Origin of the sequence: Curtobacterium sp. NPDC098951 (assembly GCF_044759965.1) — a bacterium.
Lineage (GTDB): Bacteria > Actinomycetota > Actinomycetes > Actinomycetales > Microbacteriaceae > Curtobacterium.
Map to the genome: position 1 here is coordinate 594,282 of NZ_JBIWAG010000002.1, position 25,006 is coordinate 619,287.

Genomic DNA, 25,006 nt, shown 5'->3' on the forward strand with positions numbered 1-25,006 from the left:
ACGGTAGCGCCGGCCGGGGACATCGCCGGGTGCCTCGCGGCGGCCTGTGGAGAACTCAGGCGCAGCTGAGGCTCGTGCCGACGAGGGCGGTCTGGATCCTGGCGGTCGAGGTGCTCGTCGACGTCCAGTTGCCGAGGAAGTCCACGCGCACGACGACGGTGTACACCTGTCCCAGGTTGAGGAGACCGGAGCCGGTGACCCGCACGGGTGAGGTCGTCCCGGTGGCGAGGACGGTCGTCCCGCTGAGCACCGAGAACGAGGTCGCCGCGGGCCCCGGGTAGGTGAAGCCGATGTTCACCGTTCCGTCGCCGTTGGCGGTGCAGCCGAGGCCGGTGGCCTGCGGCACCGTCAGGGCACCGAACGAGGACGCCGTGGCGGTGGTCCGCGTCCACGGTCCCGCGACGGCCTCCGCGGGCAGCAGCACCCCGGCACCGCCGGCGAGGACGAGCACGGCTGCTGCGCCGCCGAGCCGGCGGGTCCGACGCATGCGACGGGCGGTCCGACGGACGGTGCGGCGCGATGCGACGGTGGACGGGTCGGGCGCACGGTGTCTGGCGGGGGTGCGCCGCGCCTCCTGGCCGTCGTCCCTGCCGGTCCGCGGGCCGGTGGCGGTGCCGTCGGCGTCGTCCGGTCCCGTGGGCGGGTCGTCGTCGGACGGACCGTCCGCGGGGTCGGTGTCGACCAGGCGGCGCAGCGATCCGTCGACGGTGCAGAGCGCGAGCAGCGCGACGAGGCCGATCGAGAGGATCCCGACCCTGCCCCACGCGCCCTCGCGGAGCCAGAGGATCGGGGTGCCGACGACGGGGACCCGCAGGAAGGCGACCCCGTGCACCGCCGACCGCTCGACGGGTGTCGAGTCCTGCTGCGGGTTGGCGTCGCCCTTGGTGACGATCGTGCCGTCCGGGCCGTCGTCGACGTAGCGGTGCATGCGCAGGTGGCCGGGCTGGTCGGGGTCGTCGGCGAGCAGGACCCTGCCCGCCCGGAGCTCGGCGGGCGCCACGGGGCGGGAGACCACGACGTCCCCGGGGACGAGCCGCGGTTCCATCGAGCCGGTCACGACGGTCGTCGGCTGCCAGCCGATGACGGCTGGCGCGGCGGCCCAGAGCGCGAGCCCGAGCACCGTCGCGACGACGCCGCGGGCGATCGTGGCGACGACGACGCGCCCCCAGTCCACGGCGTCGCGGAGCGCGTCGTGCGGTGTGGGTCCACCGTGCACTTCGATGCTGACCATGACTGCCTTCGACCGGGGGCGCGTTGATCGGGCGGTGACGGACGGGGCCGCATCGGGCCCGGTCCCGGCCGTCACGCTGGGCGGGGATGGGAGCGCTCACGCTGCTCCCGCTCGGCCCGCTCAGCTGTTCTGGGCCTCCCAGGTGAAGCCGAGGGCCGCGGTGCCGCCCTGCACGGTGTTCGGCGCGGTGCTCGACACGGTGTAGGTGAAGCGGAAGACGCGCGACTCCGAGCCGCTGCCGGTCGGCGCCCAGGTGCCGACGCCCGAGGCGAAGTTCGTCGAGGCCGAGCCGAAGCCCCCGACGGTGCCGCTGTAGAGCGTGCCGCTGGTCGACGCGGGGGTGAAGCCCGTGCAGGAGCCGAAGCCGCCGCCCGTGCCCTGCTCGACGGTGAGGTTGATGTTCGTCGCGAGGGCGTTGGTCGTCGCCGGGTTCGTGCCGTACAGCTTCACCGTCGAGGGCAGCGTGCCCGTGGAGGTGACCGTGATGCAGTTCGTCCCCGTCGAACCGGGCTTCAGGCCGGTCGCGGTGAAGAGCGCGGTGTTGTTGTCGTCGTCGGTGAGGGCGACGGTGCCGGCGCTCCAGTTGCTGGTGGGGTTGACCGTGGTGGCGGAGAACGCCGAGTAGGACGCGGTCGAGACGACGACACCCGAGGCCACGAGAGCGGCGGGGACGGCGATCCAGGCGGCGAGACGAGCGGCGCGAGGGGTGACACGGGACATGACGGAGCTCCTGATCCATGGTGTGCCGGGTCCGCGGTGGTTGGTCGCTCCGGCACGGTGGTTCGTACGACGATCAAGCTACTTGGTCGCCGTGTGACTCACAATGGAAGCTACACCCCCACAGTTGGGGGTAGTTCAATCACTGAGATACTTGTTCAATGAGCATCACGGCGTCGTACCCCAGTCGTCCCACCGATCGCCACGACGATCACCACCCGAGAAGAGCCGCCCGATGACGGACACCGTCCCCGCGCTCGCGCAGCGCCCGCACACCGCGCAGCTCCCCCCTGCACCCGTGTCGCCGACGATCGGCGTCCCCGAGGGCGACCCGCGCGGGGACCTCGCGGCGCTCATGACCGCGTTCCGGATGCTGCAGACCCAGCACGCACGGGTCCTGCACCACGAGAGCGCCACCCACGGCCTGAACGCGACGGATTCCCGGTTCGTGTTCTTCCTCGCCTCGGCCGACGGCGAGGGCGTCACCCCCAAGCAGGCCGGCGAGTACCTCGAGCTCTCCACGGGCGCCATGACGAGCCTGATCGACCGGCTCGAGCAGCGCGGGCACATCGAGCGTCGGCCGAACCCCGCCGACCGGCGCAGCATCCTCGTGCACCTCACCGCCTCCGGCTCCGAGGTCGCCAGCGAGATCGGCAGCGTCTACACGGCCGCCTTCCGCGACGTCATCGCCCCCGGCGACCGTCGGCGGCTCGCCGACGCCTTCGACCGGCTCGGCACGGCGCTCGAACACCACTCGCGGAGCGTGTCGGTGGCGGCGACCGTCGCCGGCATCACCCCGTGACGAACGGGGTCGGTCGCCGCGCGTAGCGTGGCCGGCATGACCCCCTCAGAACTCCTCATCGAAGCGTTCTCGCGCGTGCCGGCGACCGTCGAGCGGGCCGTCGGCGGCCTGTCGGAGGACCAGTTGGCCGCTCGTCCGGCGGCGGGCGCGAACACCCTCGCCTGGCTCGCGTGGCACATCGCGCGCGGGCAGGACGCCCAGGTCGCGGACCTCGCGGGCACCGAGCAGGTGTGGACCGCGGACGGCTGGGTGGACCGCTTCGGCCTGCCCTTCCCCGCCGAGGCGCTCGGCTACGGCATGTCGCGCGACGACGTCGGACGCGTCCGCGCCTCGGCGGACCTGCTGGTCGGCTACCTCCGCGCGGTGCACGAGCGCACGGTCGCCTACGTCCGCACGCTCGACCCGGACGACTTCGACCCGGTGGTCGACGACGCGTGGGACCCGCCGGTCACGCGGGGCGCGCGACTCGTCAGCATCCTCGACGACTGCACGCAGCACGCCGGACAGGCCGGGTACGTGCGCGGGTTGCTCTTCTTCAACCGCTGACGCGGTCACGACGGGAGGCACGGTGCCAGCCGGCACCGTGCCTCCCGTCGTGCGTCCGCTCGCGACTACCGCGCGGCGAGCTCCGCGACGATCCCGTCACCGGGTGCGGCGTCGACGAGGTCCGCCTCGATCTCCGCGTGCTCGAGGATGCCCTCGATCTTGCGACGACGGCTGCGCGGGACGATCGTGACGACGGTGCCCTCCTTGCCGGCACGACCCGTGCGGCCCGAGCGGTGCATGTACGCCTTGTAGTCGTCCGGGGCGTCGGCCTGCACGACCAGCGAGACGTCGTCCACGTGGATGCCACGGGCCGCGACGTCGGTCGCGACGAGGACGTTCACGCGACCGCTCGTCAGCAGCTGCAGGTTGCGCTGGCGCCGCGACTGGTTCAGGTCGCCGTGGAGCGAGGTCGCGCGGATGCCGGCGTCCTCGAACTGGTCGGCGAGCCGCTCGGCGTAGGCACGGGTCCGGGCGAAGACGATGGTCTTGCCGTCACCCGCGACGAGCTCCTCGAGCAGCTGGTCCTTCTGGCGCTGCTCGACCACGAGCACGCGGTGGTCGATCGTCGACGAGGCCTGGTCCTCACCGGCGACCTCGTGGACGCTCGGCTCGTGCAGGAACTGGGCGACGAGCGACGCGACCTGGGCGTCGAGCGTCGCACTGAACAGGAGCTTCTGCGCACGGTTGCCCTGGGGCGTGACCTCGGCGGTGGCGGAGAGGATCTCCTGCACCGGCTCGAGGAAGCCGAGGTCGCACATGTGGTCGGCCTCGTCGAGCACGGAGATGACGACCTCGCTGAGGTCGAGCTTCCCCTTGTTCATGAGGTCCTGGACGCGGCCGGGGGTGCCGACGATGATGTCGACGCCGCGCTCGAGGGCGCCCTCCTGACGGCCGTACGGCACGCCGCCGTAGATCTGCGTCGTGAAGAGGCCGACCGAGCGGGCGATCGGCTGCACGGTGCGGTCGATCTGCAGCGCGAGCTCGCGGGTCGGCGCGAGGATGAGCGCACGCGGAGCGCGACCCATCTTCCGCTTCGTGCCGCCGCCGTGCTCCATGAGCTTCTCGACGAGGGGTGCACCGAACGCGATCGTCTTGCCGGAGCCGGTGCGGCCTCGGCCGAGGACGTCCTTGCCGGCGATCACGTCGGGGATGGTCGCCGCCTGGATCGGGAACGGGCTGGAGGCGCCGAGCTCGGCCAGGGCACGGGTGATGTTGCCGCCGATGCCGAGGTCGCCGAAGGTCACGCCCTCGACGTCGGCCGCGACGGTGGCCTCGGCCTGGAGCTTCTCGAGCTTGACGTCGTCCGCGGGGACGAAGTGCCCACGGGCGCTGTCGTCGCGGTCGAACGAACGACGCGGACGGTCGTCGTCGCGACGGGGTGCGCGGTCGTCACGGTCGAACCGACGCGGGGCACGGTCGTCATGGTCGAACCGACGCGGGGCACGGTCGTCACGGTCGAACCGACGCGGGGCGCGGTCGTCACGGTCGAACCGACGCGGGGCGCGGTCGTCGTCGCGACGGGGAGCCCGGTCGTCACGGTCGAACCGACGCGGGGCACGGTCGTCGCGGTCGAACGAACGACGCGGGGCACGGTCGTCGTCGCGACGAGGTGCGCGGTCGTCACGATCGAACCGACGCGGGGCGCGGTCGTCGCGGTCGAACGAACGACGCGGACGGTCGTCCTGGTCGCGGCGCGGAGCACGGTCGTCACGGTCGAACCGACGAGGCGCTCGGTCGTCGTCGCGACGGGGGGCGCGGTCATCGCGGTCGAAGCGACGCGGGGCACGGTCGTCACGGTCGAACCGGCGCGGGGCACGGTCGTCGCGGTCGAACGAACGACGCGGGGCACGGTCGTCGTCGCGACGAGGTGCGCGCTCGTCGCGGTCGAAGCGACGGGGAGCGCGGTCGTCGCGGTCGAACGAACGACGCGGACGGTCGTCCTGGTCGCGGCGCGGAGCACGGTCGTCACGGTCGAACCGACGCGGGGCACGGTCGTCGCGGTCGAAGCGACGGCCACCGCGGTCGTCGCGCTGCGGGCGGCCCTGGCCACCGTCGCGCGGCTCCCAGTTCGGCCGGCTCGGGCGCTCGCCCTGTGCCGCACGGCCGCGACGCTCTTCGGCGTCCCAGCGCTGCTTCTGCCGCGGAGCCGACGGGTCGGCGGCGCGGAACCCGCGGTGCTTGCTGCTGCGAGCGGCAGGGGTGCCGTTCGGGTGACGGACACGGTCGGAGGCGCGGTTGTCCGCGCCGCCCTTGTTGTACGGGGCCATGACTACTTCCTCGGGTGCGCAACGTACCGCAGCGCCCGGCAGCGACATCGGCGGGGGCTTGCGTGCGGAGAGGGGGTTCTTCCCGTCGCGGATCGACGTGAATCCAGCCCTCGAGCAACACACACCCAGAAGAACACTCCGTGATCACAATGTCACGGTGTCGAAGGCCGACCGAGTGAGTCTACGCGATGGACGCGTCGCTGGCCAGCCCACCGCCGGGCCGGGGCCGCGGGGCGGGGGCGATGCGTGCCTCCTGGACGGACCCCGGGTCAGGACTCGGCGAGCCGCTGCCGCTGCTCGGCCACGTCGAAGTCCGCTGCGGGCCAGGTGAGCTGCATGTCCTCGAGCGTGCGGAGCAGGAGCTGCTGCACGGCGAGCCGCGCGTACCACTTGCGGTTCGCGGGGACGACGTACCAGGGGTTCGTCGCGGTCGAGGTGCGCTCGAACACCGTCTGGTAGGCGGCCTGGTAGTCGTCCCACAGGAGTCGCTCGTCGATGTCGCCCGGGTTGAACTTCCAGTGCTTGTCGGGGCGGTCGAGCCGCTCACCGAGGCGCTCGCGCTGCTCGTCCTTCGAGATGTGGAGCATGACCTTGACGAGGCTCGTGCCGGACGCGGCGAGCTCGTCCTCGAAGTCGACGATGGCCCCGTACCGGCGCTCGATCTCCTCGGGCGGAGCGAACGCCCGGACCTTCTGGATGAGGACGTCCTCGTAGTGGGACCGGTCGAAGACCCCGAGCTGGCCGGCACCCGGGAGCTGTCGTTCGATGCGCCAGAGGAAGTCGTGGTCGCGCTCCTCGGCGGTGGGCGCCTTGAACCCGGCGTAGTGCACGCCGTTCGGGTCCACCGCGCCGACGACGTGCGAGACGATGCCGCCCTTGCCCGCGGTGTCCATGGCCTGGAGCACGAGGAGCACGCGGCGCTGGTCGCCCGCGGTGGACGCGGCCCAGAGGCGCTCCTGCAGTGCGGACAGGCGGGAGGCGCCGGCGGCGAGTGCCTCGAGGCCGTCGATCTTCCGGCCGGGGAACCCCGGGGTGGCTTCCGGGTCCACCCGGTCGAGGCGGAACCCGTCCTCGACGCGGAGCAGCGGTTCGGGGTCGGCGTTCCAGGCCTTGCGACGACTCACGGGTCCTCCTGCGGGGTCGACCCCATCCTGGCACCGACGGGCGGGTTCGTCCGGCGTGGCCGGGGCGGGGTCGTCGGTGATGCGGGGTCGTCGGGGGCGGGGGCGTCGGTGGGGCGGGGCCATCGGGGCGGGGTGTCGGTGGGGCGGGGGCGCGTGTGGTGCGGAGTCCCCCCGTGGGTGGACGACGGCCCGTGGCGGCCGGGTTACCGTTGACCTGATGAGGTCAGGCCGTCGCACGCTGCTCGCGCTCGTCGCCGCGGTCGTGGCGCTCGGCGCGGTCGCGTCGTGCAGCACGGACCCGGTCGGGGACGACAACCGGACGGTGACCGCCGGACCCGTCATCTACCCGCTGTCGCTCCGGTACCACGGCATCGACGTCGTCGCGGACGTGCCGTACGGATCGGACCCGTTGCAACGGCTCGACGTGTGCCTGCCGGCGGACAGCGCGCCGGACACCACGACGACGCCGACCCCGGCCGCGTCGGCGTCGGCCTCGGCAGACCCGGATGCGGACGCGGTCGGCCTGCGGGCCGGAGACGCCGTCGCGGGCGATGCGGCCGCCGGAGGCACCGGCACGGGCGATGCGGCCGCCGGAGGCACCGTCGCGATCGATTCGGTGGCCGGGGTCGCCGAGCAGGCGGCCGGGGGCACGCGGCCCGCCGTCCTGATGATCCACGGTGGGAGCTGGTCGCACGGCGACAAGGCGACCGCCGCCTACCGGTCCGTCTGCGAGTACCTGGCATCCGAGGGCTTCGTCACCTTCAACGTGGACTACCGGCTCGCCCCGACAGACCCGTTCCCGGCCGGGCTCGACGACGTCCGACGGGCGCTCGACTGGGTGTTCCGGCCGTCGACGCTGTCCACGTACGACGTCGACCGGAAGCGGGTCGGGGTGTTCGGGGGCAGCGCGGGTGGGAACCTCGCGGCGATGCTGGCGGTGACGGACCACGACTCCACGGCGTACGCGCAGGGCGACCGGATCCGTGCCGTCGTCGACCTGAGCGGCCCCACGAACCTGACGTCCCGCTCGACCGAGGCGGACGGCGTCTCGGCGTCGTTCCAGCGGAAGCAGCTGCTGTACCTCGGCTGCCGGACCTACACGGACTGCCCCGCGGCGACCCGGGCGTCGCCGGAGTACCACGTCACCTCGGACACGGCGCCGTTCTTCATCGGCCACTCGACCGACGAGTTCATCCCGCTGTGGGAGTCGCAGGAGTTCGCCGCGACCCTCCGTCGGCACGACGTCCCGGTGACGTTCGTCGCGGTGGAGGGGTCGGCGCACTCGATCGCGCAGCTCGACGAGGCGATGAGCAAACGCGTCGTCGCCTTCCTGCACGCGCGCCTGGGCTGAGACGCGGACGCGGACGCGGACACGCACGCACGCGTGCACGCACGCGCCCCCGAGTCTCGGCTCGGCGGACGTTCCTCGGTTGCCGGCGGCGCGGAACTGTCCGCGGAGCCGAGACTCGGCACGGGCGGCGGCACCGGCACGGGCACCGGCACGGGCACCGGCACCGGCGACGTGCCCCGGCCGGGTGGCACCCGGAGTCGGGACTGCCGCCCGACGCCCACGGCGCGCAGACTTCGGGGGTGACCGACACCTCGACCCGCTCTGCGCACGCCACCGCCTCCCGTTGGGAGCGGCACTCCTCGCTGCAGACGTTCGCCGAGCTCCTGCTCGGCCTGTCGTTCACCGCCGCCGTCGCCTTCGGCGGGTACGCGGCCGTCACCGGCCGGATGACCGTGCTCTCGCAGGGCGCCGGCGTGGTCTTCCTCGTGACGCTGACCTGCGTGCTCGTGTCGTGGTTCCGGGCGGTCGAGCGCGAGGACGCACCCGCGGCGACGCGTCCCGTCGCCCCGGCGACACCGGCGCACCCGCTCTCGGCGATCGACGCCGAGTACCGCCGCTAACCCGCGGACCCCTCGCCGGACGCATCCCGGTCGAGCCGCGCCGCCCGCCGGTCGGCCCGCTTCTCGAAGAAGCCCTCGACGAGCGCGTACAGCGACGGCAGCACCACGAGGGTCAGCAGCGTCGACGACACGAGCCCGCCGATCACGACGAGCGCGAGCGGCTGCGAGATGAACCCGGACTTGCCCGTGAGCCCGATGGCCATCGGGAGCAGCGCGAAGATCGTCGCGAGCGCGGTCATCAGGATCGGGCGGAGTCGCCTCGTCGCCCCCTCGATCAGGGCGTCGTGCACCCGGAGCCCTCGGCGTCGGTACTGGTTGACGAGGTCGATGAGCACGATGGCGTTCGTCACGACGATGCCGACGAGCATGAGCAGCCCGATGAGCGACGCGACCCCGAGCGGGATCCCCGTGACGATCTGCAGGAGCACCGCACCGGTCGCCGCGAACGGCACGGACACGAGCAGCAGCAGGGGCTGTCGGAGGCTCCGGAACGTTGCGACCATGATCACGTAGACGATCAGGATCGCGACGAGCATCGCGAGCAGGAGCTGGCTGAACGCCGACGACTGGCTCGACGCGACGCCGCCGATCTCCGCCGAGGCACCACGCGGCAGGTCGAGCGCGTCGACGGCCGCCGTCACGTTCTGCACCGCGGCGCCGAGGTTCGTCGAGTCGGGCGTGACCGTGATGGTCGCCGTGCGGACCGCGTTCGAGGTCGTGATCGAGGTCGGCCCCTCCGCCCGTTCGACCGTCGCGAGGTCGGACAGCGGCACCGATCCCGTCGAGGTCGGGACCGACAGCGACCGCAGTGCCGCGGCGGTCGTCGGCGGCGCGGGGTCGGCGATGTAGACGTCGAGGGTCGCGTCGTCGATCTCGATCGTGCCGGTGTCACGGGGCGAGACGGCCGCCGCGACGATCCCGCCGACCTGCGTCTCGGTCAGCCCGCGTTCGGCCGCCGCCTTCCGGTCGACCCGGACGGCGAGGTACGGCTCGGACGCGGCGAGGTTGCTCGTCGCACCGGTCGTGGCGTCGACCTTCCGCATCTCGCGCAGCACCGACGCCGCGGCCGTCCGGAGCTCGGCCTGGGTCGGCGCGGTGACGTCGACCTCGATGTCGCTCGAGCCGCCGAAGCCGCCGCCGGCGGTCGACAGGCTCACCTCGCCGACCCCGTCGATCCGGTCGATGCGGTCGCGTGCGGTGGACTGGATGGTGGTCTGGTCGTCGCCGGCGTCGGTCGTGACGTTGTACTGCACGGACGCCGAGGCCCCGCCACCGAACGCCGCCTGGATCGACTGCCCGCTCGTCCCGATGGTGGTCTGCACGGTCTGCACGCCGTCGACGCCGCGGAGGACGCGCTCGACCTTGCGCGCCGCGTCGGACTGCTCGTCGAGGCTCGTCCCCGGCTCGAGGTCCTGCGTGACCGTGAACGTGTTCTGCCCGGAGTCGCCGAGGTAGTTCGTCTTGACGAACGGCACCGCCGCGCCGGTGCCGCCGAGGACGAGGACCGCCAGCACCACCACGAGCGCCGGTCGGCCGACGGCCCAGCGCAGCACCGGCTGGTACGCGCGCCGGAGCCGGTCGGAGGTCCCGGCGTCGTGCAGGTCCGCGGCGGACGACAGCGAGTCCGTCGCGGCGGAGGCGCGGGCACCGGAGCCCGCGGAGCCCGCGGAGCCCGCGGAGCCCGCGGGAGCCTCGGGCGCCGCGGTGTCCACCGACTCCGCGGACCCTCCGGCGTGCCGGTGGGTCTTCGGCGTCCGGAGGAACCAGTACGCGAGCACCGGGACGATGGTCAGCGACACCAGCAGCGACGCGACGAGCGCCATCGTCACGGTGAGCGCGAAGGGCCGGAAGAGCTCGCCGACGAGTTCCGCGACGAACGCCACCGGCAGGAAGACCGCCACGGTGGTGAGGGTCGAGGCGGTGACGGCTCCGGCCACCTCGCGGACGGCGTCGAGGACCGCCCGGGTCCGGTCCACGCCGGGCTGCAGGTGCCGCTTGATGTTCTCGATGACCACGATCGAGTCGTCCACGACGCGTCCGATCGCGATCGTGAGCGCGGCGAGGGTGATGACGTTCAGCGTGTAGCCCGTGGCCCGCATGCCGATCGCGGCGAGGAGCACGGACGTCGGGATCGAGATCGCGGTGACGATGGTCGACCGGACCGACAGCAGGAACAGCAGGATCACGACGACGGCGAACCCGAGGCCGAGCAGTCCCTCCTCGGCGAGGGAGTCGATCGACTGCTGGATGTACGGCGCCTGGTCGAACACCACGGTGAACCGGGGGTCGCCGGCGACCTTCGCCTCGATGCCGGGCAGGGCGTCGCGGACCGTCTTCGAGACGTCGACGGTGTTGGCCTCCTGCGTCTTCGTGATGGCGATCGTCACGGCCGTCTCGCCGTCGACGCGGCTGATCGAGGTGCGCGGGGACTCCTCGATCGCGACCTTCGCGACGTCGCCGATGGTGGTCGGCGTGGTCGCGGCGGTCGTGCCCGAGGCGGTGGTCCCGGAGGCGCTGCTCGCGCCCGTCGCGCCGCTCGCCGCCGTCCCTCCGGTCCCGCTGGTCCCGCCGGTCGATCCCGGCGCGCCCGTCGAGCCGGTCGCGCCGGCGCCGGTCGCACCGGTACCGCTCGCACCGGTCGCCGAGGCCGTGGACCCACTGCTCCCGCTGCTCGACGACGCGGTCAGCGGCAGGGCCTCGATGTCGTCGAGCGACGCGATCCGCTCCCCCGTCTGCACCGACAGCGTCGTGCCGTCCTGCGTGATCGTGCCGCCGGGGACGAGCGTGCCGTTGTCGTCGAGCGCGTCGGCGATCGACTGCGTCGTCAGCCCCCTGGACGCCAGTTCGTCGGTGTCCGGCGTGATCACCACGCGCCGGCCCGGGTTGCCGAAGACGTCGGCCTGCCGGACGCCGTCGAGCTTCTCGATGTCGGGGATCGCCGTCGCGTTCAGCCGATCGACGAGCTGTTCCTGGTCGCCCGTGCCGGACACGGCGAGCTGCAGCACGGGCAGGTCGTCGAAGGACCCGGTGACGATCTGGGTCTGCACGGTGTCCGGGAGCGACAGGGCGTTCACCGCGGTCTGGATCTTGTCCTCGGCGCTGGCGAGGTTCGAGCCGTAGTCGAACGACGCCGAGACGACGCTCTGCCCGGTCGACGACGTCGCACTCGTGGACTCGAGGTTCGGGACGACCTGGATCGCCTGCTCGATCTTCGTCGACACGTCGTTCGACACGACCTCGGGCGTGGCGCCCGGGTAGGCGCTGACGATGGCGACCTGGGGGAACTGCACGCTCGGGATGAGCTCCTGCTTGAGGCTCGTGAGCGCGATGCCGCCGAACACCGCGACGACGACGGTGACGAGCGCGATGAGCGCCCGGTTGCGGAGGCTGAAGACCGAGAGGAGGTGCACACCCCGATCCTTGCAGGGCGGAGCGCGACGCACTCAGCCGCCGAGGAGCAGGCGACGCACTCAGCCGCCGAGGAGCAGGTAGATGCCGAGCACCCCCACGGTCCCGAGCACCCCGGTCGCGAGCGCCAGGATCCGGCCGGTCGGGGTCCGGGCCGCGAGCACCGCGACGACGAGCACGGCGACACCGACGACGATCTCCACGACCCAGGTCGTCGAGCCGGTGGTCGCCGCGACCTGCAGCAGTGCGCGGACACCCTCACCGACGAGCACGGCGGCGGTCGCACCGAGCGCCGGCCCGCACCACCGGACGTCCCGCGTCCGGACGGCCACCGCGACCGCACCGGCGAGCACCCCCGCGGGGATCCCCATCAGGACCCAGAAGTTCGTGATCGACAGCACGTCCGGGTACCCGCGCAGGTTCGTCGTGGCCCAGTAGCCGACGTGCATGAGCTCGAGGAGCACGATGCCGAACAGCATCGCGAGCGGCAGCGCCACGCGGCCGGCGCGGACCCCGGTGAGCAGGCAGAGGGCGGTCGCGACGACGAACCAGGGTCCGGCCGAGTTGGCGACGCTCGAGAGCCCCGGGACGGCCTGCCCGAACGAGGTCAGCACCCCGGCGAGCAGGGCACCCGTCAGTGCCATCGACACCCGGGCGGCCGCGGGCACCCGGTGCTCCCGGGCGTCGGCGGTGCGGACGGTCGTGCCGGCGTGCATGGTCGTCTCCATGGGACCAGGATCCCCGCCGACGGGCGCCGGGCGCATCCCTCGGCAGGGCCAGATCGCGCGGTCGGCGTCACCCCCGAGGATGACCCGCCGGGCGACCGGGCGACCCGTCACACCACGGCGGCGAGCGATCCCCGCACCCCGGCTGCGTCGCCGCCGATCCGAGCCCACGACCGTTCGAGCACCTCGACGAGCCGGACCCGGTCCGCCGGGGACATCGTGAAGGGCACCCGCAGGAACCGCTCGAACCCGCCGTCCGGCCCGAAGACCCCTCCGGACGCGAGCACGACGCCCTCGGCCCGCGCGGCGAGCACCAGGGCGCTCGAGACCGGTCGCCCGAGCCCGACCCACGTCGTCAACCCGCCCGCCGGCGACGGCACGTCCCACTCCGGGAGCCGCGCGCGCAACGCCCCCACGACGTCGTCGCGACCCTGGCGCAGGTACTCGCGCCGCGCCTCCAGGACCGCCGCCGTGCGCGGGACGAGCTCCCGCGCGACCAGCTGGTCGAGCACGGGCGTGCCGAGGTCGCCCGTCGGGCGGGCGAGCAGCAGGCGCTGCAGGAGCTCGGGAGCGGCCCGGATCCAGCCGATGCGCAGGCCGCCCCAGAAGACCTTGTCGGCGGACCCGATCATCACGACCGACGCACCGGACGGGTCGGCCGCCGCCAACGGCAGGGACGGCGAGCCCTCGATCCGCAGCTCGCCCATGGTCTCGTCGGCGATGACCGTCGTCCCGGTCGACGCCGCCACGGACAGCAGCAGCTGCCGGGTCGACGCCGACATCGTCGCGCCGGTCGGGTTGTGGAGCTCGGGCATGACGTAGGCCACGGCCGGTGCCGTGCGGCGCATGGTCGTCTCGAGCGCCGCGGCGTCCCAGCCGGTCCGCGCGTCCACCGGCACGCCGACGAGTCGTCCGCCGGCCTCGCGGAAGGCCTCGTGCGCGTGCGGGTAGGTCGGGGACTCGACGACGACCGCGTCCCCGCGGCGGACGAGCACCCGGGCGAGCAGGGCGATGGCGTGCTGCGCCCCGATGGTCACGACGATCTGGGAGGGGTCGGTGGGCAGCCCCCGGTCGGCGTAGCGCTCCGCGATCGCCGCGCGGAGCCCGGGGTCGCCCACGGTGTCGTACCCGATGCCGGCGAGCGCGGCGGGCACGTGCCGCATCGCGTGCTCCACCGCCTCGGCGAGTCCCGGTGCGGCGTGCAGCGCCGCCTTGCGGAGGTCGAGCAGGTCGTCGTCGACCACCCCGCCGAGCCGTTCCGGGTCCGGACGACCGATGAGCCCGGCCGGCAGCCGGACCACGCTGCCGGAGCCGCGGACCGACACCAGGAAGCCGTCGGAGCGGAGCCGGGAGTACGCGTTCGCGACCGTGGTCCGCGAGACGCCCAGCGCCGTGGCGAGGCCCCGCTCGGCCGGCAGCCGCACGCCCTGCGGGACCCGCCCGTCGATGACGAGCACGCGCAGCGCGTCGGAGAGCGCCTCGTACGCGGGGGCGTCGGTGCCGGCGCGCCAGTCGGTGAGGAGGAGCGCTGCGGACCGAGCGCTGAGCAGGACCGGGGTCATGGATCCACGGTAGCCGAATTGGCTCTCGACCAGCAGTCCAATCTCCACGACGATCGAGCCATGCCCCGCTCGACCGCCCTCACGCTCCGCTTCGTCCAGCTCTTCGTCGGCCTGTTCCTCTACGGGGCCTCGACGGCCCTGCAGGTCCGCGCCGTGGTCGGTGTGTCGTCGTGGACGGTCCTCACCGAGGGGCTCGAGCACGTGGTGCCGTGGTCGTTCGGCGTCATCACCGTGGTGTCGAGCGGCGTGATCCTGCTGTTCTGGATCCCGCTCCGCCAGAAGCCCGGCATCGGGACGCTGCTGAACGCCCTCGCGATCGGACCGAGTGCCGACCTCGTGCTGTGGCTCGTCCCGACCCCGGCCGACCTCGCGAGCCGGGTCCTGCTGTTCGCCGCGGGGCTGGCGCTCCTCGCGGTCGCCACCGCGTTCTACATCGGCGCCGGCTTCGGCACGGGGGCGCGCGACGGCCTGATGGTCGGCCTGCACGAGCGGCTCGGGTGGCCGGTCTGGGTGGCGCGGACCGTCATCGAGGTGTCGGTGGTGGTCGTCGGTTGGCTCCTCGGCGGCGACGTCGGCGTGGGCACCGTGATCGCGGCGTTCGCGATCGGCCCGATGGTGCAGCCGCTCATGCCGCTGTTCCGTCGGTTCCCGTGGAGCCCGGAACGGACCGGTGCGGCGCCGTCGGCCCAGGAGGCGCGACCCGCCACCGCCGCATCGGCCCAGGAGGCGCGGCCCGCCGCGGCCTCGGAGGTCGCCTAGAACCGTTGCGCACCGCCACATCGCGATATAACGTGTCTTCCACAGACGCGATACATCGCGAGTTCGAGGAGGCAACATGGCCCAGGAGAAGTGGCTCGTCGAGGAGCCGAAGGTGATCGACACCGGGATCGTCCGCCGCTTGCGCGTCGGACTCGCCGGTGGTCAGGTCGACGTCGTCGCCCACGACGAGCCGACCGCGCGCATCGAGGTGCACAGCGTGTCCGGCAAGCCGATGAAGATCGAGCTCGACGGGGACACGCTCACCATCGACCACCCGCAGGTGCGCTGGGACGACCCGATCGGGTTCCTGAAGTCGTTCCGCGGCAAGGCCCACGCCGACGTCAGCGTCCTGGTCCCCCGCGACGCGATCGTCACGCTCGGCGTCGTCTCGGCCGGCGCCCTGCTGTCCGGCACCAACCGCGGTGCGACGCTCAACACGGTCTCCGGCGACGTGGTCGTCGACGGCGTGGCGGGCGACGTCACCGTGAACGCGGTGTCCGGCACCACGACCATCCGCGAGCTCGACGGCGCCCTCACCGTGCACACCGTGTCCGGCGACGTCGTGGCGACGGGTGCGATCCCGCGGTTCCAAGCAGACGGCGTCAACGCCGACGTCGTGCTCGACCTGCACGGCACCCCCGACCAGGCCCGCGTCAACACGGTGTCCGGTTCCGTGAGCGTCCGGCTCGAGGACGGCGTGCCCTACCGGTGCACCGTCAGCACGGCCTCCGGCAAGCTGCAGTTCGACGACTCGGAGATCCGCGGCGTGCGGGGGTCCTACGTCAAGCAGGGCGGCGAGCTGTCCGGACAGTGGCTCGACCTCAAGGTGAACTCGGTGTCCGGCGACATCGCGGTGCTGCACGCCCCGCCCGTCGCGGAACCGTCGGAGGGATCCGCCCCGACCACCCCGAGCACCCCCGCGGCTCCGACGGCCCCGGTCACCGACAGCGAGGTGCCCGAATGAGCCCCGTCTTCGCGCACGGCCACCTGCGCCTCTACCTGCTCGTGCTGCTGGCCGACCACCCGATGCACGGGTACGAGGTCATCCAGGCCCTCGGCGACCGCTTCGGCGGCACGTACGTCCCGAGCGCCGGCACCGTGTACCCGCGGCTCGCCAAGCTCGAGGAAGAGGGACTCGTCACGAAGTCCGCCGACGGCCGGAAGACCGTCTACGCCATCACCGACGCCGGCCGTGCCGAGCTCGACGCCCGCGCCGACGAGATCGCCGCGGTCGAGAACGGCGTGAACGACTCGGTGAAGTCGCTGGCCGACGGCGTCCGCGCATCGGTGGGCGAGGCGATGCGCTCCCTCCGCGCCGACCTCGCGGCGAGCGCACAGGCCCCGCGTGGGCAGACCGCCGACGAGCCGGAGGACGTCCCGTCCGAGGGTGCACGTGCCCTGCGCGAGGTCGAGATGGCGCTGTCGTCGTTCCGGCAGCAGGTCCGCGCGGACCTCCGCCGGCGTGCGACGCGCGGCACGCTCGGCTCCGACACCGTCACGCGCCTGCGCGACGGCCTGGAGGCCCTGCGCAAGTCCCTCTGACGACCGACGGCCGACGAACGGTCACGACCCGCGCCTCCAGGCAGACCGCCAGGAGGCGCGGGTCGTCCGTCACAGGCCGCGGTCGGCCAGCGCGTGCATCGCGTCCCGCAGGGCGCGTGCCGCACCCGCGCCCGCCCACTCGTAGGCGTGCGTGAACCGCTCGTCCTGCACGTACATGTCACCGAGCGTGCGGAACCGGTCGGCGGTGAGCTCGGCCGGGGGCGTCGCCTCGGCGAGCCACGCGAACTGGCGCTTCGCGAGTGCCGCGCCGGCCTCCGATGCCGGACCCGCGCCCGACGCGGCGAGCGCTGCGGCGTCCTGCGCGATCGCGCGCTGTTCCGCCTGGAACGCCTCCTTCGCGGCGGAGTCCTTCGACTCCCACCAGCGTGCGCCGCGGTCCCAGGCGTCGGCGCCCCAGCGCTCCTCGACCTCCTGCCGGAACCGTGTCTGGTCGAACCCGTCGAACGTGTCCGTGGTGTTCATGTCCACTCCTTCCTCGATCCTCGTGATGGTGGTCCGCACGGCCGCGAGCTGCCGGGCGAGCCGGTCGCGCTCGCGTTCGAGCCACGCGACGTGTGCGGTGAGGGCCGTGACGTCGTCCTGCTCCCCGTCGAGGACCCGGCGGACGTCGGCCAGGCCGAGCCCGAGGCCCCGCAGCAGCAGGATCCGCTGCAGCCGCACGAGCGCCTGGTCGTCGTACCGCCGGAGCCCACCCTCGCCGGTCGCCGTGGCGGGCAGCAGACCGATCGCGTCGTAGTGCCGGAGCGTGCGGCTCGACACACCGGCGGAACGCGCCACCTCGGCGATCCCGTGCGGCGCTTTCGCAGCCGGACTGCCCGTGTCTGTCGAATCCCTCATGCTGGAGAGGCTAGAGGTTGACGCAGCGTCAACCGCAAGCCCGATCCGGGGTGCGAACCTCCCGACCCGGTGCGGACCGGGAATACCGCCGGACCCGCCCGTGTTGACTCGCGCCCGGAAATGAGTAGGTTTGCCGCTCGTGACGAACGAGATCCGGTCGTTGAAAGCGCGACTGATCGGGGATCCCCTCCCCTCCGAGAAGCTCGAGGGACAGCTCCTCCCGAAGCACCTGGCACTGCCCATCTTCGCGAGTGACCCGCTGTCCTCCGTGGCGTACGCACCGCAGGAACTCCTCATGATCCTGCTGCTCGGCGGCATGGCGTTCCTGACCTTCGCCCCCTGGGTCGCCGCCCTCGTCGTGCTGCTGCTCGTCGTGGTCGTCGCGTCCTACCGACAGCTCATCAAGGCCTACCCGTCCGGCGGCGGCGACTACGAGGTCGCCCACCGGAACCTCGGCGAGAAGGCCGGACTCGTCGTCGCGTCCGCCCTGCTCGTCGACTACGTGATGACGGTCGCCGTGTCGGTCGCCTCCGGCGTGGACAACATCATCTCGGCCCTCCCCGTCCTCAACGAGTTCCGGGTCGAGCTCGCCCTGCTCTTCGTCGTGCTGCTCGCGGCGGCGAACCTCCGTGGTGTCCGCGAGTCGAGCAAGGCCTTCGCGGTGCCGACCTACCTGTTCGTCGCCTCCGTCTTCGTGATGGTCGTCGTCGGGTTGGTCCGCGTCGTCGCCGGCGACGCCCCCGTGGCGGAGTCCGCCACGTACACCGTGCAGAACGTCGAGCACACGACCCAGGCCGCGTTCGTCCTGCTGCTCCTCCGTGCGTTCGCCTCCGGCTGCTCGGCGCTGACCGGTGTCGAGGCGATCGCGAACGGGGTGCAGGCGTTCCGCCGACCGAAGGTCCGCAACGCGCAGATGACCCTGGTGTTCATGGGGTCGATCGCGATCGTCCTGTTCGTCGGGCTCATCACGCTCGCGCTGGTCTCCCGCGTGCACTACGCCGAGAGCGCCTGCGACCTGCAGGGCTTCGCGCAGTGCGCCACGACGCCGCAGCGCTCCCTGATCGCCCAGATCGCCGCGGCGACGTTCGGGAACAACACGATCCTGTTCTTCGTCATCCAGGCGACGACCGCAGCCGTCCTGCTGCTCGCGGCGAACACCGCCTTCAACGGGTTCCCGCTGCTCGGTTCGATCCTGGCCCGCGACTCGTACGCCCCGAAGGCACTGTCGACCCGCGGCGACCGGCTCATCTACTCGAACGGCGTGATCGTCCTCGCGCTCGTCGCGGCCGCGCTGCTGATCGTCTACCGGGCCGACGTCACGAGCCTCATCCAGCTCTACATCATCGGCGTCTTCGTCTCGTTCACCCTCGGGCAGACCGGGATGATCGTGCACTGGACCCGGCTGCTCCGCGACGACCGGGCCGGGACCGCCGCCGAACCGGTCAACCGCGGGCAGGTCATCCGTTCCCGGGCGATCAACGCGACCGGCGCCACCTTCACCTTCGTCGTCCTCGTCATCGTCACGATCACGAAGTTCACGCACGGCGCCTGGCTCGTGTTCCTCATCATGCCGATCCTGTTCGTGCTCATGCTCGGCGTGAACCGGTACTACCGCGACGTCTCGCACGAGATCGAGGCCGACGACCAGACGCAGTTCGGTGCGACCGGCGACCACGCGATCGTCCTCGTGAACAAGCTGCAGAAGCCGGTGCTCAAGGCGCTCGACTACGCGATCGCCGCGAAGCACGCGAGCTTCGAGGCGGTGCACGTCGCGATCGACGACGCCGATGCCGCACGCCTCCGCGCGCAGTGGCAGGAGTACGGCATCGAGGTCCCGCTGACCATCGTGCCGAGCCCCTACCGCGACATCTCGATGCCGCTCATCAAGTACATCAAGGCGCACCGGATGGAGCACGGCTCCGAGGTGGTGACCGTCTACACGCCGGTCTTCGTCGTGGGGCACTGGTGGGAGACCTTCCTCCACAACCACCGCGGCCGTCGCATCCGGAAGAAGTTGCTGCTCGTGCACGGCGTCACCGTCGCGCTCGTGCCCTGGCTGCTGGACTCCTCCGAGCTCCTGTACGGCCGCCGCTCCCGCCCCCTCCCCGGGCAGGAGCGCCGCGGCGAGCCGATCCGGCCCGCGCTCCGCCGGTCACCGCACGGTGTCGTCCACCACGAGGTCGAGGACGACCGCCTGCTCCGGTCGGCTGAGCGGAACAGCCTCCAGCCCCGCCGAGCGACCCGGCCGGCCGGTCCCGCCGAGGGCGTCGACCAGACCCAGTGCACCGGCGAGATGCACGTGCTCGTCCCCTCGCCGCCGCGCACCGACGGTCGCTCGTCGTAGCATCTGACGTCATGACGATCTCCGACCTTCGCACGTTCGCGACGTTCGACGGGCACGGGGGCAAGGTCTCGAAGCGCGTCGAGGTGCTCGACCACGAGCCGACCCCCGGCGGTCCGCACGAGGGACTCGTCGCCGTCCGGGGCCCGCACCCCCTCGGCGCCCTCGACGAGCGGGCGGCCGACGACGAGACGCACCGGATCGGCTGGGTCGACCCCGCCACGCTCCGCGACTGGTACCGCCCCGACCGCGTGGTGGTGTCCCGCCTCGAGGCGCGTCGGTCCGGCATCGAGCCCGGCACCTACGCCGACTCCCGCGGCCGCGGTCGGGTCCGGATCGACGGACTGGAGGCGCGGCTCGCCCCCGACGGTCGGCCCGCCTTCCGCGCGCTGGCCGGTTCCGCGGAGGCCCCGGTCGTGGACGTGGCGCTCCCCACCGACCAGGCGGTGCGGCTCGTGGTGGTCCGAGCGGTCGACGAGGGGATCGAGATCGTGACGACACCGGTGTCGCCGTTCCTGTCGCCCGGGCAGTACCCGGCCTTCGGTGACGACGTCGTGGGGCTGCCCCCGCGCGCAGCCACCGGGTCCGTGTCCGTCAGCGCTGCCGTCCTGATCGACGGCACCCTGCACGAGGTCGAACGGATCGACGAGCGGGCCGCGACGATCTGGATCCGCCGCGACGGCCGTTCGGTGCCGATCGCGGTGAGTTCGGTGGGGCCGGACCTGGTGCGGTACACCGCGGTCGCGGACTGAGCGCGCGGTCGTCTCGTCGCGTCGGGTGCGGGGCATGCGGTGGGTCCTGCGGTCGGGTCCGTCTCGTCGTGCGGGCCGGTGTCCGTGTCGACGTCCGGGTCGGGGTGCTGACCGGTGTCCGGGGGACGCCACCGTGGGCGTTCCGGTCGGCGGCGCGGCGTAGCGTCCGTGCCATGAGTGACGCAGCCCCGACCGACGACCGCACCGACCAGCCCGAGACGCTCGGCGGAGCCCGACCCGACCCCAGCACCGACGCCAGCAAGGACCCGGAACAGTGGGTCACCGGCGACGAGCCCATGACCGGGCCGCAGCGCAGCTACCTCGACACCCTCGCCCGCGAGGCCGGCGAGGAACTCCCTGCCGACCTCACCAAGGCCGAGGCCTCGGAGCACATCGACCGCCTGCAGCAGCAGACCGGGCGCGGCGCCGACTCCTGACGAAACCGCCCAGGCCCGGGTCCGCGTTTCGGCGGACCCGGGCCTGGGCATGTTCTGGCGATGTCCGGGAAGTCCCCCGCACGGGGGTGAACGATGACGCGTCACCGGTTACGGTCGGCGGCATGCGAACGACATCGACCTCCATCGGCCTGACCGCGCTCCGCATCGTCCTCGGCGTGGTGTTCATCGCGCACGGCGCCCAGAAGTTCGCGCAGGGACTCGGCTCCGTGTCCCAGGGCTTCTCCGGCATGGGCGTCCCGCTCGCCGACGTCGCGGCGCCCCTCGTCGCCGGACTCGAACTCGTCGGGGGCGTGTTGCTCGTGCTCGGTGTCCTGACCCGGGTCGTCGGCGTGCTCCTGGCCGTCGACATGGTCGTGGCTGGGCTGCTCGCGCACGCGTCCGCGGGGTTCTACTCGCAGGACGGCGGGTTCGAGTACGTCCTGGTCCTCGCGGTGGCGTCCCTCGCGGTGGCGCTGATCGGGCCGGGTCGCTTCTCGCTCGACGCCGTGGTCCTGCGGGCCTCGCGCCGGCGCCGCGGCGTCGAGGGCCCCCTCCCCGCCTGACACGCGCGTGCCGGCGGCCCGCGGGCCCGCGCGCCGTGCGCCCTTCCCCATCCCGTGCGGGGTTGCTCGCTCGGTGCGGCGCTACAACCTCGCACCGAGCGATCAGCGCCGACCCCGGCCAACAACACAGCACCGTGCCCACCACCGCCGCGAGCCCGAACCACGCCCGCGCGCCGTGCGACCTTCCCCAACCCGTGCGGGGTTGCTCGCTCGGTGCGGCGCTACAACCTCGCACCGAGCGATCAGCGCCGACCCCGGCCAACAACACAGCACCGTGCGCGGCCAGTTGGTGCGAGGTCAATCAGTTCGCGGCCAGTCCGTGCGCGGTCAGTCGGCGTGCGCAGCCTGCCCGTCGGGGTCGTCCGCGAGGACGTCCATCACCTGCCGAGCGATCCTCCGGCCGGCCCGGTTCGCGCCGATCGTCGACGCCTGCGGCCCGTACCCCGCGAGGAAGAGCCGCGGCTCGTCGACCGAGCGCCCGTCTTCGACCACGATCCCGCCGGCGGCAGTCCGCAGGTGCAACGGCGCGAGGTGCCGCAGGTCCGCGCGGAACCCCGTGGCCCAGATCACGGCGTCGGCGTGCACGTGCTCGCCGTCGGCCGTGACGACACCGGTCTCGTCGAGTCGCGCGAACATCGGCGAATCCCGGAGGACACCGCGGTCGAGTCCCGCACGGATCCGGCGGGAGATCGGGACCCCGGTACCGGACACGATGCTCGGCAGGCTCTCTCCCGCCCGGGCAGCCCGGTCCTGCTCGTCCACCGCCGCGACCGCGGACTCGACGTCGAGCGCCGCCGCCTCGGACCACGCCACCGGGCGACGCGTGAACCACCGCGTCCGCGCCGCCACGCCGTCGAGCTCGAGCAGGAAGCCGATGGCACTCGTCCCGCCCCCGACCACCACCACGTCCTGCCCGGCGAACTCCGCCGCGCTGCGGTACTCCGTCGTGTCCACCTGCCGACCACGGAAGACGTCCCGGCCCGGGTACCAGGGGACGAAGGGCGTGCCCCACGTCCCCGAGGCGTTCACCACGACGTCCGCGCCGATCCGGCTCGACCCCCCGTCGGCACTGCGGACGGTGACGCACAGTCCGGCCGAGGATCCGGCGGTGTCCGCGATGCGCGACACGGAGGTCACCGCGACCGGCCGCCGCACGCGCAGGTCGTAGTACTGCTCGAAGCGTCGGTAGTACTCGCCGACGACGTCCCGGGCCGGCCGCGACCGATCGGCGTCGTCGAACCGGAGGCCCATCGCGTTCATCCCCGGCAGGTCGTGCACGCGGTGCGCGGCTCCGAGACGGAGGGCCTCCCACCGGAACTGCCACGCTCCTCCGGTCGCGGGCGCCCGGTCGAGCAGCACCAGGTCGCTCCCCGGCGTCAGCCCGAGCCGACGGAGGTGGTATCCCACCGAGAGACCGGCCTGACCCGCGCCGATCACCACGACCCGGGCGTGCTGGTCGGCCGGGGCCTGCGCGTCGTCTGTCATCACTTCGATTCTGCTGTGGGCGGGGCCGTCGCGGCGACGTCCAGATCGGGGTACATGGTAGAGTGATCGGCAGATTTCAAACCACGAAACCGTTCGGTTCCCCGGGTGACTCCTCTCCCGCCAGGACCGGACCAGAGCCGATCACGAGGGGGTCACGCATGGGGCGCGGCCGTCAGAAGGCGAAGCACACCAAGGTCGCCCGGGAACTGAAGTACTTCAGCCCGGAGACGAACTACGGTGCGCTCGAACGCGAGCTCTCCGCCGGGCAACACTCGGATGAGAACTCCTACATCGACCGCTGGGCAGACCAATACGGTGATGACCAGCTCGAAGAAGACGACGAATTCGAACCCCAACAGGACCAGAACAAGTCCGCCTGACCCAGGCTCGATGACGACGCCGCGCACCCTCCGGGGCAGCGCGGCGTTTCGTCGTACGTGCAGGCCGGTGTCACCGTGCCGCCCGCTTCGATTCGCGAGCACGGTGCGGCGCTGTCCGCTTCGATCGACCGGCGCAACGTTGGCTCGTGCACGCACATCGGATGCCGGCGCATCATGCGACATCGCACCCGTCGATCGACCGGCGCGGTGTCGGAACATGCACACGCGGTGATCCCAGGCGCTCCCCGAGGTCGCACGACCCGCCGCGCGTGTTCCACCCCGGTCGCGCGAACTGCCGCCCGGAAGAAGTATGGGCGGCAGTTCGTGCGACCTCGAGCCCGCGCGGCGCGCTCACCCCGCGCCCGCGCGGCGCGCGCCCGCCTCAAGCCCGCGCGGCCCGCACCCGCGCGGCGACGCCCGCGCCCGCGCGCGCCCGCCCCGCGCCGCGGACTCAGCCCGCGTACGCCCCCACGAGCCGCACCGCGCCGCCGTCGACGCCCTTCGCACCCTGCTCGAACCCGGCGAGGTCCTCGCGCACAGAGGTCGAGATCGACCCGACCGCCCACGACGGCAGGCCGGCGGCGCCGAGCGACGCGATGACGTCCGACGCGGCAGCCGCCGAGACGACCGCGAACATGCCGATTCCGAGGTTCCAGGTGCCCTCAGTGTCCTCGATGGGGGTCCCGGCCATGTCGGCGAGGACCCGGAACACGGGCAGGGGCTGCCACGTGGAGCGGTCGACCTCGACCCAGGAGCCGACGGGGAGCACACGCGCCAGGTTCGCCGCGATGCCGCCGCCCGTGACGTGCGAGAGCGCGTGCACGGCACCCGGGTGCCGCTCGATGAGCGACAGCAGCGGCGTCGTGTAGAGGCGCGTCGGCTCGAGCAGGGCCTCCCCCACGAGCCCGCCGAGCTCCGGCAGGGAGTCGGTGTACGCGACGCCACGCGACGACAGGATGTGCCGGACGAGCGAGTAGCCGTTGGAGTGCAGCCCGGAGGACGCGATCGCCACGACGACGTCGCCGTCCTGCACGAGGTGCGCGCCGAGCTGCGATCCGGCCTCGACCGCGCCGACCGCGGCACCGGCCACGTCGTAGTCGTCCGGCCCGAGCAGGCCCGGGTGCTCGGCGGTCTCGCCACCGACGAGCGCGGTGCCGGTCTCCGAGCAGCCACGCGCGATGCCGGCGACGATGTCCGCGATGCGAGCGGGCACGACGCGTCCGCACGCGATGTAGTCCGTCATGAAGAGCGGCTTCGCCCCGACCACGACGATGTCGTCGACGACCATGCCGACGAGGTCCTGGCCGATGGTGTCGTGCTTGTCGATCGCCTGCGCGATCGCGACCTTCGTGCCGACGCCGTCGGTCGAGGTCGCGAGCAGCGGTCGTGAGAAGTCCTTCAGGAACGAGACGTCGTAGAGTCCGGCGAAGCCACCGACGCCGCCCAGCACGGACTGGTTGTGGGTGGCCGCGACCGCGGACTTCATGAGTTCGACGGCCAGGTCACCGGCGGCGGTGTCCACTCCGGCTTCGGCGTACGGGTTGGGCATGCTGAGTCCTTCGCGGTGACATGGCAGACTTGTTCGGTACCCCCCGA

The 25,006-nt window shown here is 72.7% G+C and carries 22 protein-coding genes; 12 read left to right on the forward strand and 10 right to left on the reverse strand.

Going from position 1 to position 25,006, the window contains the following annotated elements:
• Positions 1–55: 55 nt before the first annotated feature.
• Together ACIQUC_RS07465 and ACIQUC_RS07470 are read right to left on the reverse strand one after the other, a co-directional pair.
• Positions 56–1,231, reverse strand: coding sequence for a S24/S26 family peptidase (locus ACIQUC_RS07465; RefSeq protein ID WP_402265030.1), 1,176 nt, complete (start codon positions 1,229–1,231; stop codon positions 56–58).
• 120 nt (positions 1,232–1,351) lie between these two features.
• Complete coding sequence (locus tag ACIQUC_RS07470) at positions 1,352–1,951, reverse strand: hypothetical protein (protein ID WP_022905694.1); 600 nt, start codon at positions 1,949–1,951, stop codon at positions 1,352–1,354.
• 232 nt (positions 1,952–2,183) lie between these two features.
• On the opposite strand from ACIQUC_RS07470, the gene ACIQUC_RS07475 reads away from it, so the two are divergent.
• Positions 2,184–2,750, forward strand: coding sequence for a MarR family winged helix-turn-helix transcriptional regulator (locus ACIQUC_RS07475; protein ID WP_402265033.1), 567 nt, complete (start codon positions 2,184–2,186; stop codon positions 2,748–2,750).
• A 36-nt stretch (positions 2,751–2,786) separates the two neighbouring features.
• Positions 2,787–3,296 carry a DUF664 domain-containing protein gene (locus ACIQUC_RS07480; protein WP_402265036.1) on the forward strand — a complete coding sequence of 170 codons (510 nt, stop codon included), beginning with the start codon at positions 2,787–2,789 and terminating at the stop codon, positions 3,294–3,296.
• A gap of 65 nt (positions 3,297–3,361) precedes the next feature.
• On the opposite strand, the gene ACIQUC_RS07485 is transcribed toward ACIQUC_RS07480, so the two are convergent.
• Both ACIQUC_RS07485 and ACIQUC_RS07490 read right to left on the reverse strand, forming a co-directional pair.
• Positions 3,362–5,563, reverse strand: coding sequence for a DEAD/DEAH box helicase (locus tag ACIQUC_RS07485; RefSeq protein ID WP_402265039.1), 2,202 nt, complete (start codon positions 5,561–5,563; stop codon positions 3,362–3,364).
• A 269-nt stretch (positions 5,564–5,832) separates the two neighbouring features.
• Positions 5,833–6,687: a PPK2 family polyphosphate kinase gene (locus tag ACIQUC_RS07490; RefSeq protein ID WP_402265042.1), complete on the reverse strand. Its 855-nt coding sequence runs from the start codon at positions 6,685–6,687 to the stop codon at positions 5,833–5,835.
• Positions 6,688–6,904: 217 nt separating this feature from the next.
• Here ACIQUC_RS07490 and ACIQUC_RS07495 point away from each other — a divergent pair, with 217 nt between their 5' ends.
• Both ACIQUC_RS07495 and ACIQUC_RS07500 read left to right on the forward strand, forming a co-directional pair.
• On the forward strand, positions 6,905–8,038 hold the full coding sequence (locus ACIQUC_RS07495; RefSeq protein WP_402265045.1) for an alpha/beta hydrolase: 1,134 nt from the start codon (positions 6,905–6,907) through the stop codon (positions 8,036–8,038).
• Between the two features lie 239 nt (positions 8,039–8,277).
• The gene (locus tag ACIQUC_RS07500) at positions 8,278–8,598 is read left to right on the forward strand and encodes a hypothetical protein (protein WP_402265048.1); all 321 of its coding nucleotides are present in this window, start codon (positions 8,278–8,280) and stop codon (positions 8,596–8,598) included.
• On the opposite strand, the gene ACIQUC_RS07505 is transcribed toward ACIQUC_RS07500, so the two are convergent.
• From ACIQUC_RS07505 to ACIQUC_RS07515, 3 genes are all read right to left on the reverse strand, one after another.
• Positions 8,595–12,008 carry an efflux RND transporter permease subunit gene (locus ACIQUC_RS07505; RefSeq protein WP_402265050.1) on the reverse strand — a complete coding sequence of 1,138 codons (3,414 nt, stop codon included), beginning with the start codon at positions 12,006–12,008 and terminating at the stop codon, positions 8,595–8,597. The two genes, ACIQUC_RS07500 and ACIQUC_RS07505, sit on opposite strands and share 4 nt — an antisense overlap.
• 60 nt (positions 12,009–12,068) lie before the next feature.
• Positions 12,069–12,734 carry a DUF6518 family protein gene (locus ACIQUC_RS07510; protein WP_402265053.1) on the reverse strand — a complete coding sequence of 222 codons (666 nt, stop codon included), beginning with the start codon at positions 12,732–12,734 and terminating at the stop codon, positions 12,069–12,071.
• A gap of 107 nt (positions 12,735–12,841) precedes the next feature.
• Complete coding sequence (locus tag ACIQUC_RS07515) at positions 12,842–14,293, reverse strand: PLP-dependent aminotransferase family protein (RefSeq protein ID WP_022908411.1); 1,452 nt, start codon at positions 14,291–14,293, stop codon at positions 12,842–12,844.
• Between the two features lie 60 nt (positions 14,294–14,353).
• Here ACIQUC_RS07515 and ACIQUC_RS07520 point away from each other — a divergent pair, with 60 nt between their 5' ends.
• The 3 genes from ACIQUC_RS07520 to ACIQUC_RS07530 all read left to right on the forward strand — a co-directional run bounded on the left by ACIQUC_RS07520 (position 14,354) and on the right by ACIQUC_RS07530 (position 16,594).
• Positions 14,354–15,052 (forward strand): YitT family protein, encoded by a 699-nt coding sequence (locus ACIQUC_RS07520; RefSeq protein ID WP_402265056.1) that lies wholly within the window; start codon positions 14,354–14,356, stop codon positions 15,050–15,052.
• 76 nt (positions 15,053–15,128) lie between these two features.
• Positions 15,129–16,016 (forward strand): DUF4097 family beta strand repeat-containing protein, encoded by an 888-nt coding sequence (locus tag ACIQUC_RS07525; protein WP_402265059.1) that lies wholly within the window; start codon positions 15,129–15,131, stop codon positions 16,014–16,016.
• Positions 16,013–16,594 (forward strand): PadR family transcriptional regulator, encoded by a 582-nt coding sequence (locus tag ACIQUC_RS07530; RefSeq protein WP_402265061.1) that lies wholly within the window; start codon positions 16,013–16,015, stop codon positions 16,592–16,594. Before ACIQUC_RS07525 ends, ACIQUC_RS07530 begins: the two co-directional genes overlap by 4 nt.
• 69 nt (positions 16,595–16,663) lie before the next feature.
• Here the strand turns inward: ACIQUC_RS07530 and ACIQUC_RS07535 are convergent, their stop codons facing one another.
• Positions 16,664–17,452 carry a MerR family transcriptional regulator gene (locus ACIQUC_RS07535; RefSeq protein ID WP_402265064.1) on the reverse strand — a complete coding sequence of 263 codons (789 nt, stop codon included), beginning with the start codon at positions 17,450–17,452 and terminating at the stop codon, positions 16,664–16,666.
• Between the two features lie 130 nt (positions 17,453–17,582).
• On the opposite strand from ACIQUC_RS07535, the gene ACIQUC_RS07540 reads away from it, so the two are divergent.
• The 4 genes from ACIQUC_RS07540 (at position 17,583) to ACIQUC_RS07555 (ending at position 21,545) form a co-directional block, all read left to right on the forward strand.
• The gene (locus tag ACIQUC_RS07540; protein WP_402265067.1) at positions 17,583–19,796 is read left to right on the forward strand and encodes an APC family permease; all 2,214 of its coding nucleotides are present in this window, start codon (positions 17,583–17,585) and stop codon (positions 19,794–19,796) included.
• An 11-nt stretch (positions 19,797–19,807) separates the two neighbouring features.
• Entirely contained in the window at positions 19,808–20,545 is a 738-nt protein-coding gene (locus ACIQUC_RS07545; RefSeq protein ID WP_402265069.1) for a hypothetical protein, read from the forward strand.
• A gap of 173 nt (positions 20,546–20,718) precedes the next feature.
• Positions 20,719–20,982 (forward strand): DUF3072 domain-containing protein, encoded by a 264-nt coding sequence (locus ACIQUC_RS07550; protein WP_402265072.1) that lies wholly within the window; start codon positions 20,719–20,721, stop codon positions 20,980–20,982.
• 122 nt (positions 20,983–21,104) lie between these two features.
• Positions 21,105–21,545 (forward strand): DoxX family protein, encoded by a 441-nt coding sequence (locus ACIQUC_RS07555; protein ID WP_402265075.1) that lies wholly within the window; start codon positions 21,105–21,107, stop codon positions 21,543–21,545.
• A gap of 327 nt (positions 21,546–21,872) precedes the next feature.
• On the opposite strand, the gene ACIQUC_RS07560 is transcribed toward ACIQUC_RS07555, so the two are convergent.
• Complete coding sequence (locus ACIQUC_RS07560) at positions 21,873–23,030, reverse strand: NAD(P)-binding domain-containing protein (RefSeq protein ID WP_402265078.1); 1,158 nt, start codon at positions 23,028–23,030, stop codon at positions 21,873–21,875.
• A 158-nt stretch (positions 23,031–23,188) separates the two neighbouring features.
• Between ACIQUC_RS07560 and ACIQUC_RS07565 the strand changes: the two genes are divergently transcribed.
• Positions 23,189–23,410 carry a DUF3073 domain-containing protein gene (locus tag ACIQUC_RS07565; RefSeq protein ID WP_022908422.1) on the forward strand — a complete coding sequence of 74 codons (222 nt, stop codon included), beginning with the start codon at positions 23,189–23,191 and terminating at the stop codon, positions 23,408–23,410.
• Positions 23,411–23,861: 451 nt separating this feature from the next.
• Here the strand turns inward: ACIQUC_RS07565 and purM are convergent, their stop codons facing one another.
• Positions 23,862–24,959, reverse strand: a complete 1,098-nt coding sequence (gene purM, locus ACIQUC_RS07570) for a phosphoribosylformylglycinamidine cyclo-ligase (RefSeq protein WP_402265081.1) — start codon at positions 24,957–24,959, stop codon at positions 23,862–23,864.
• Positions 24,960–25,006 lie beyond the last annotated feature (47 nt).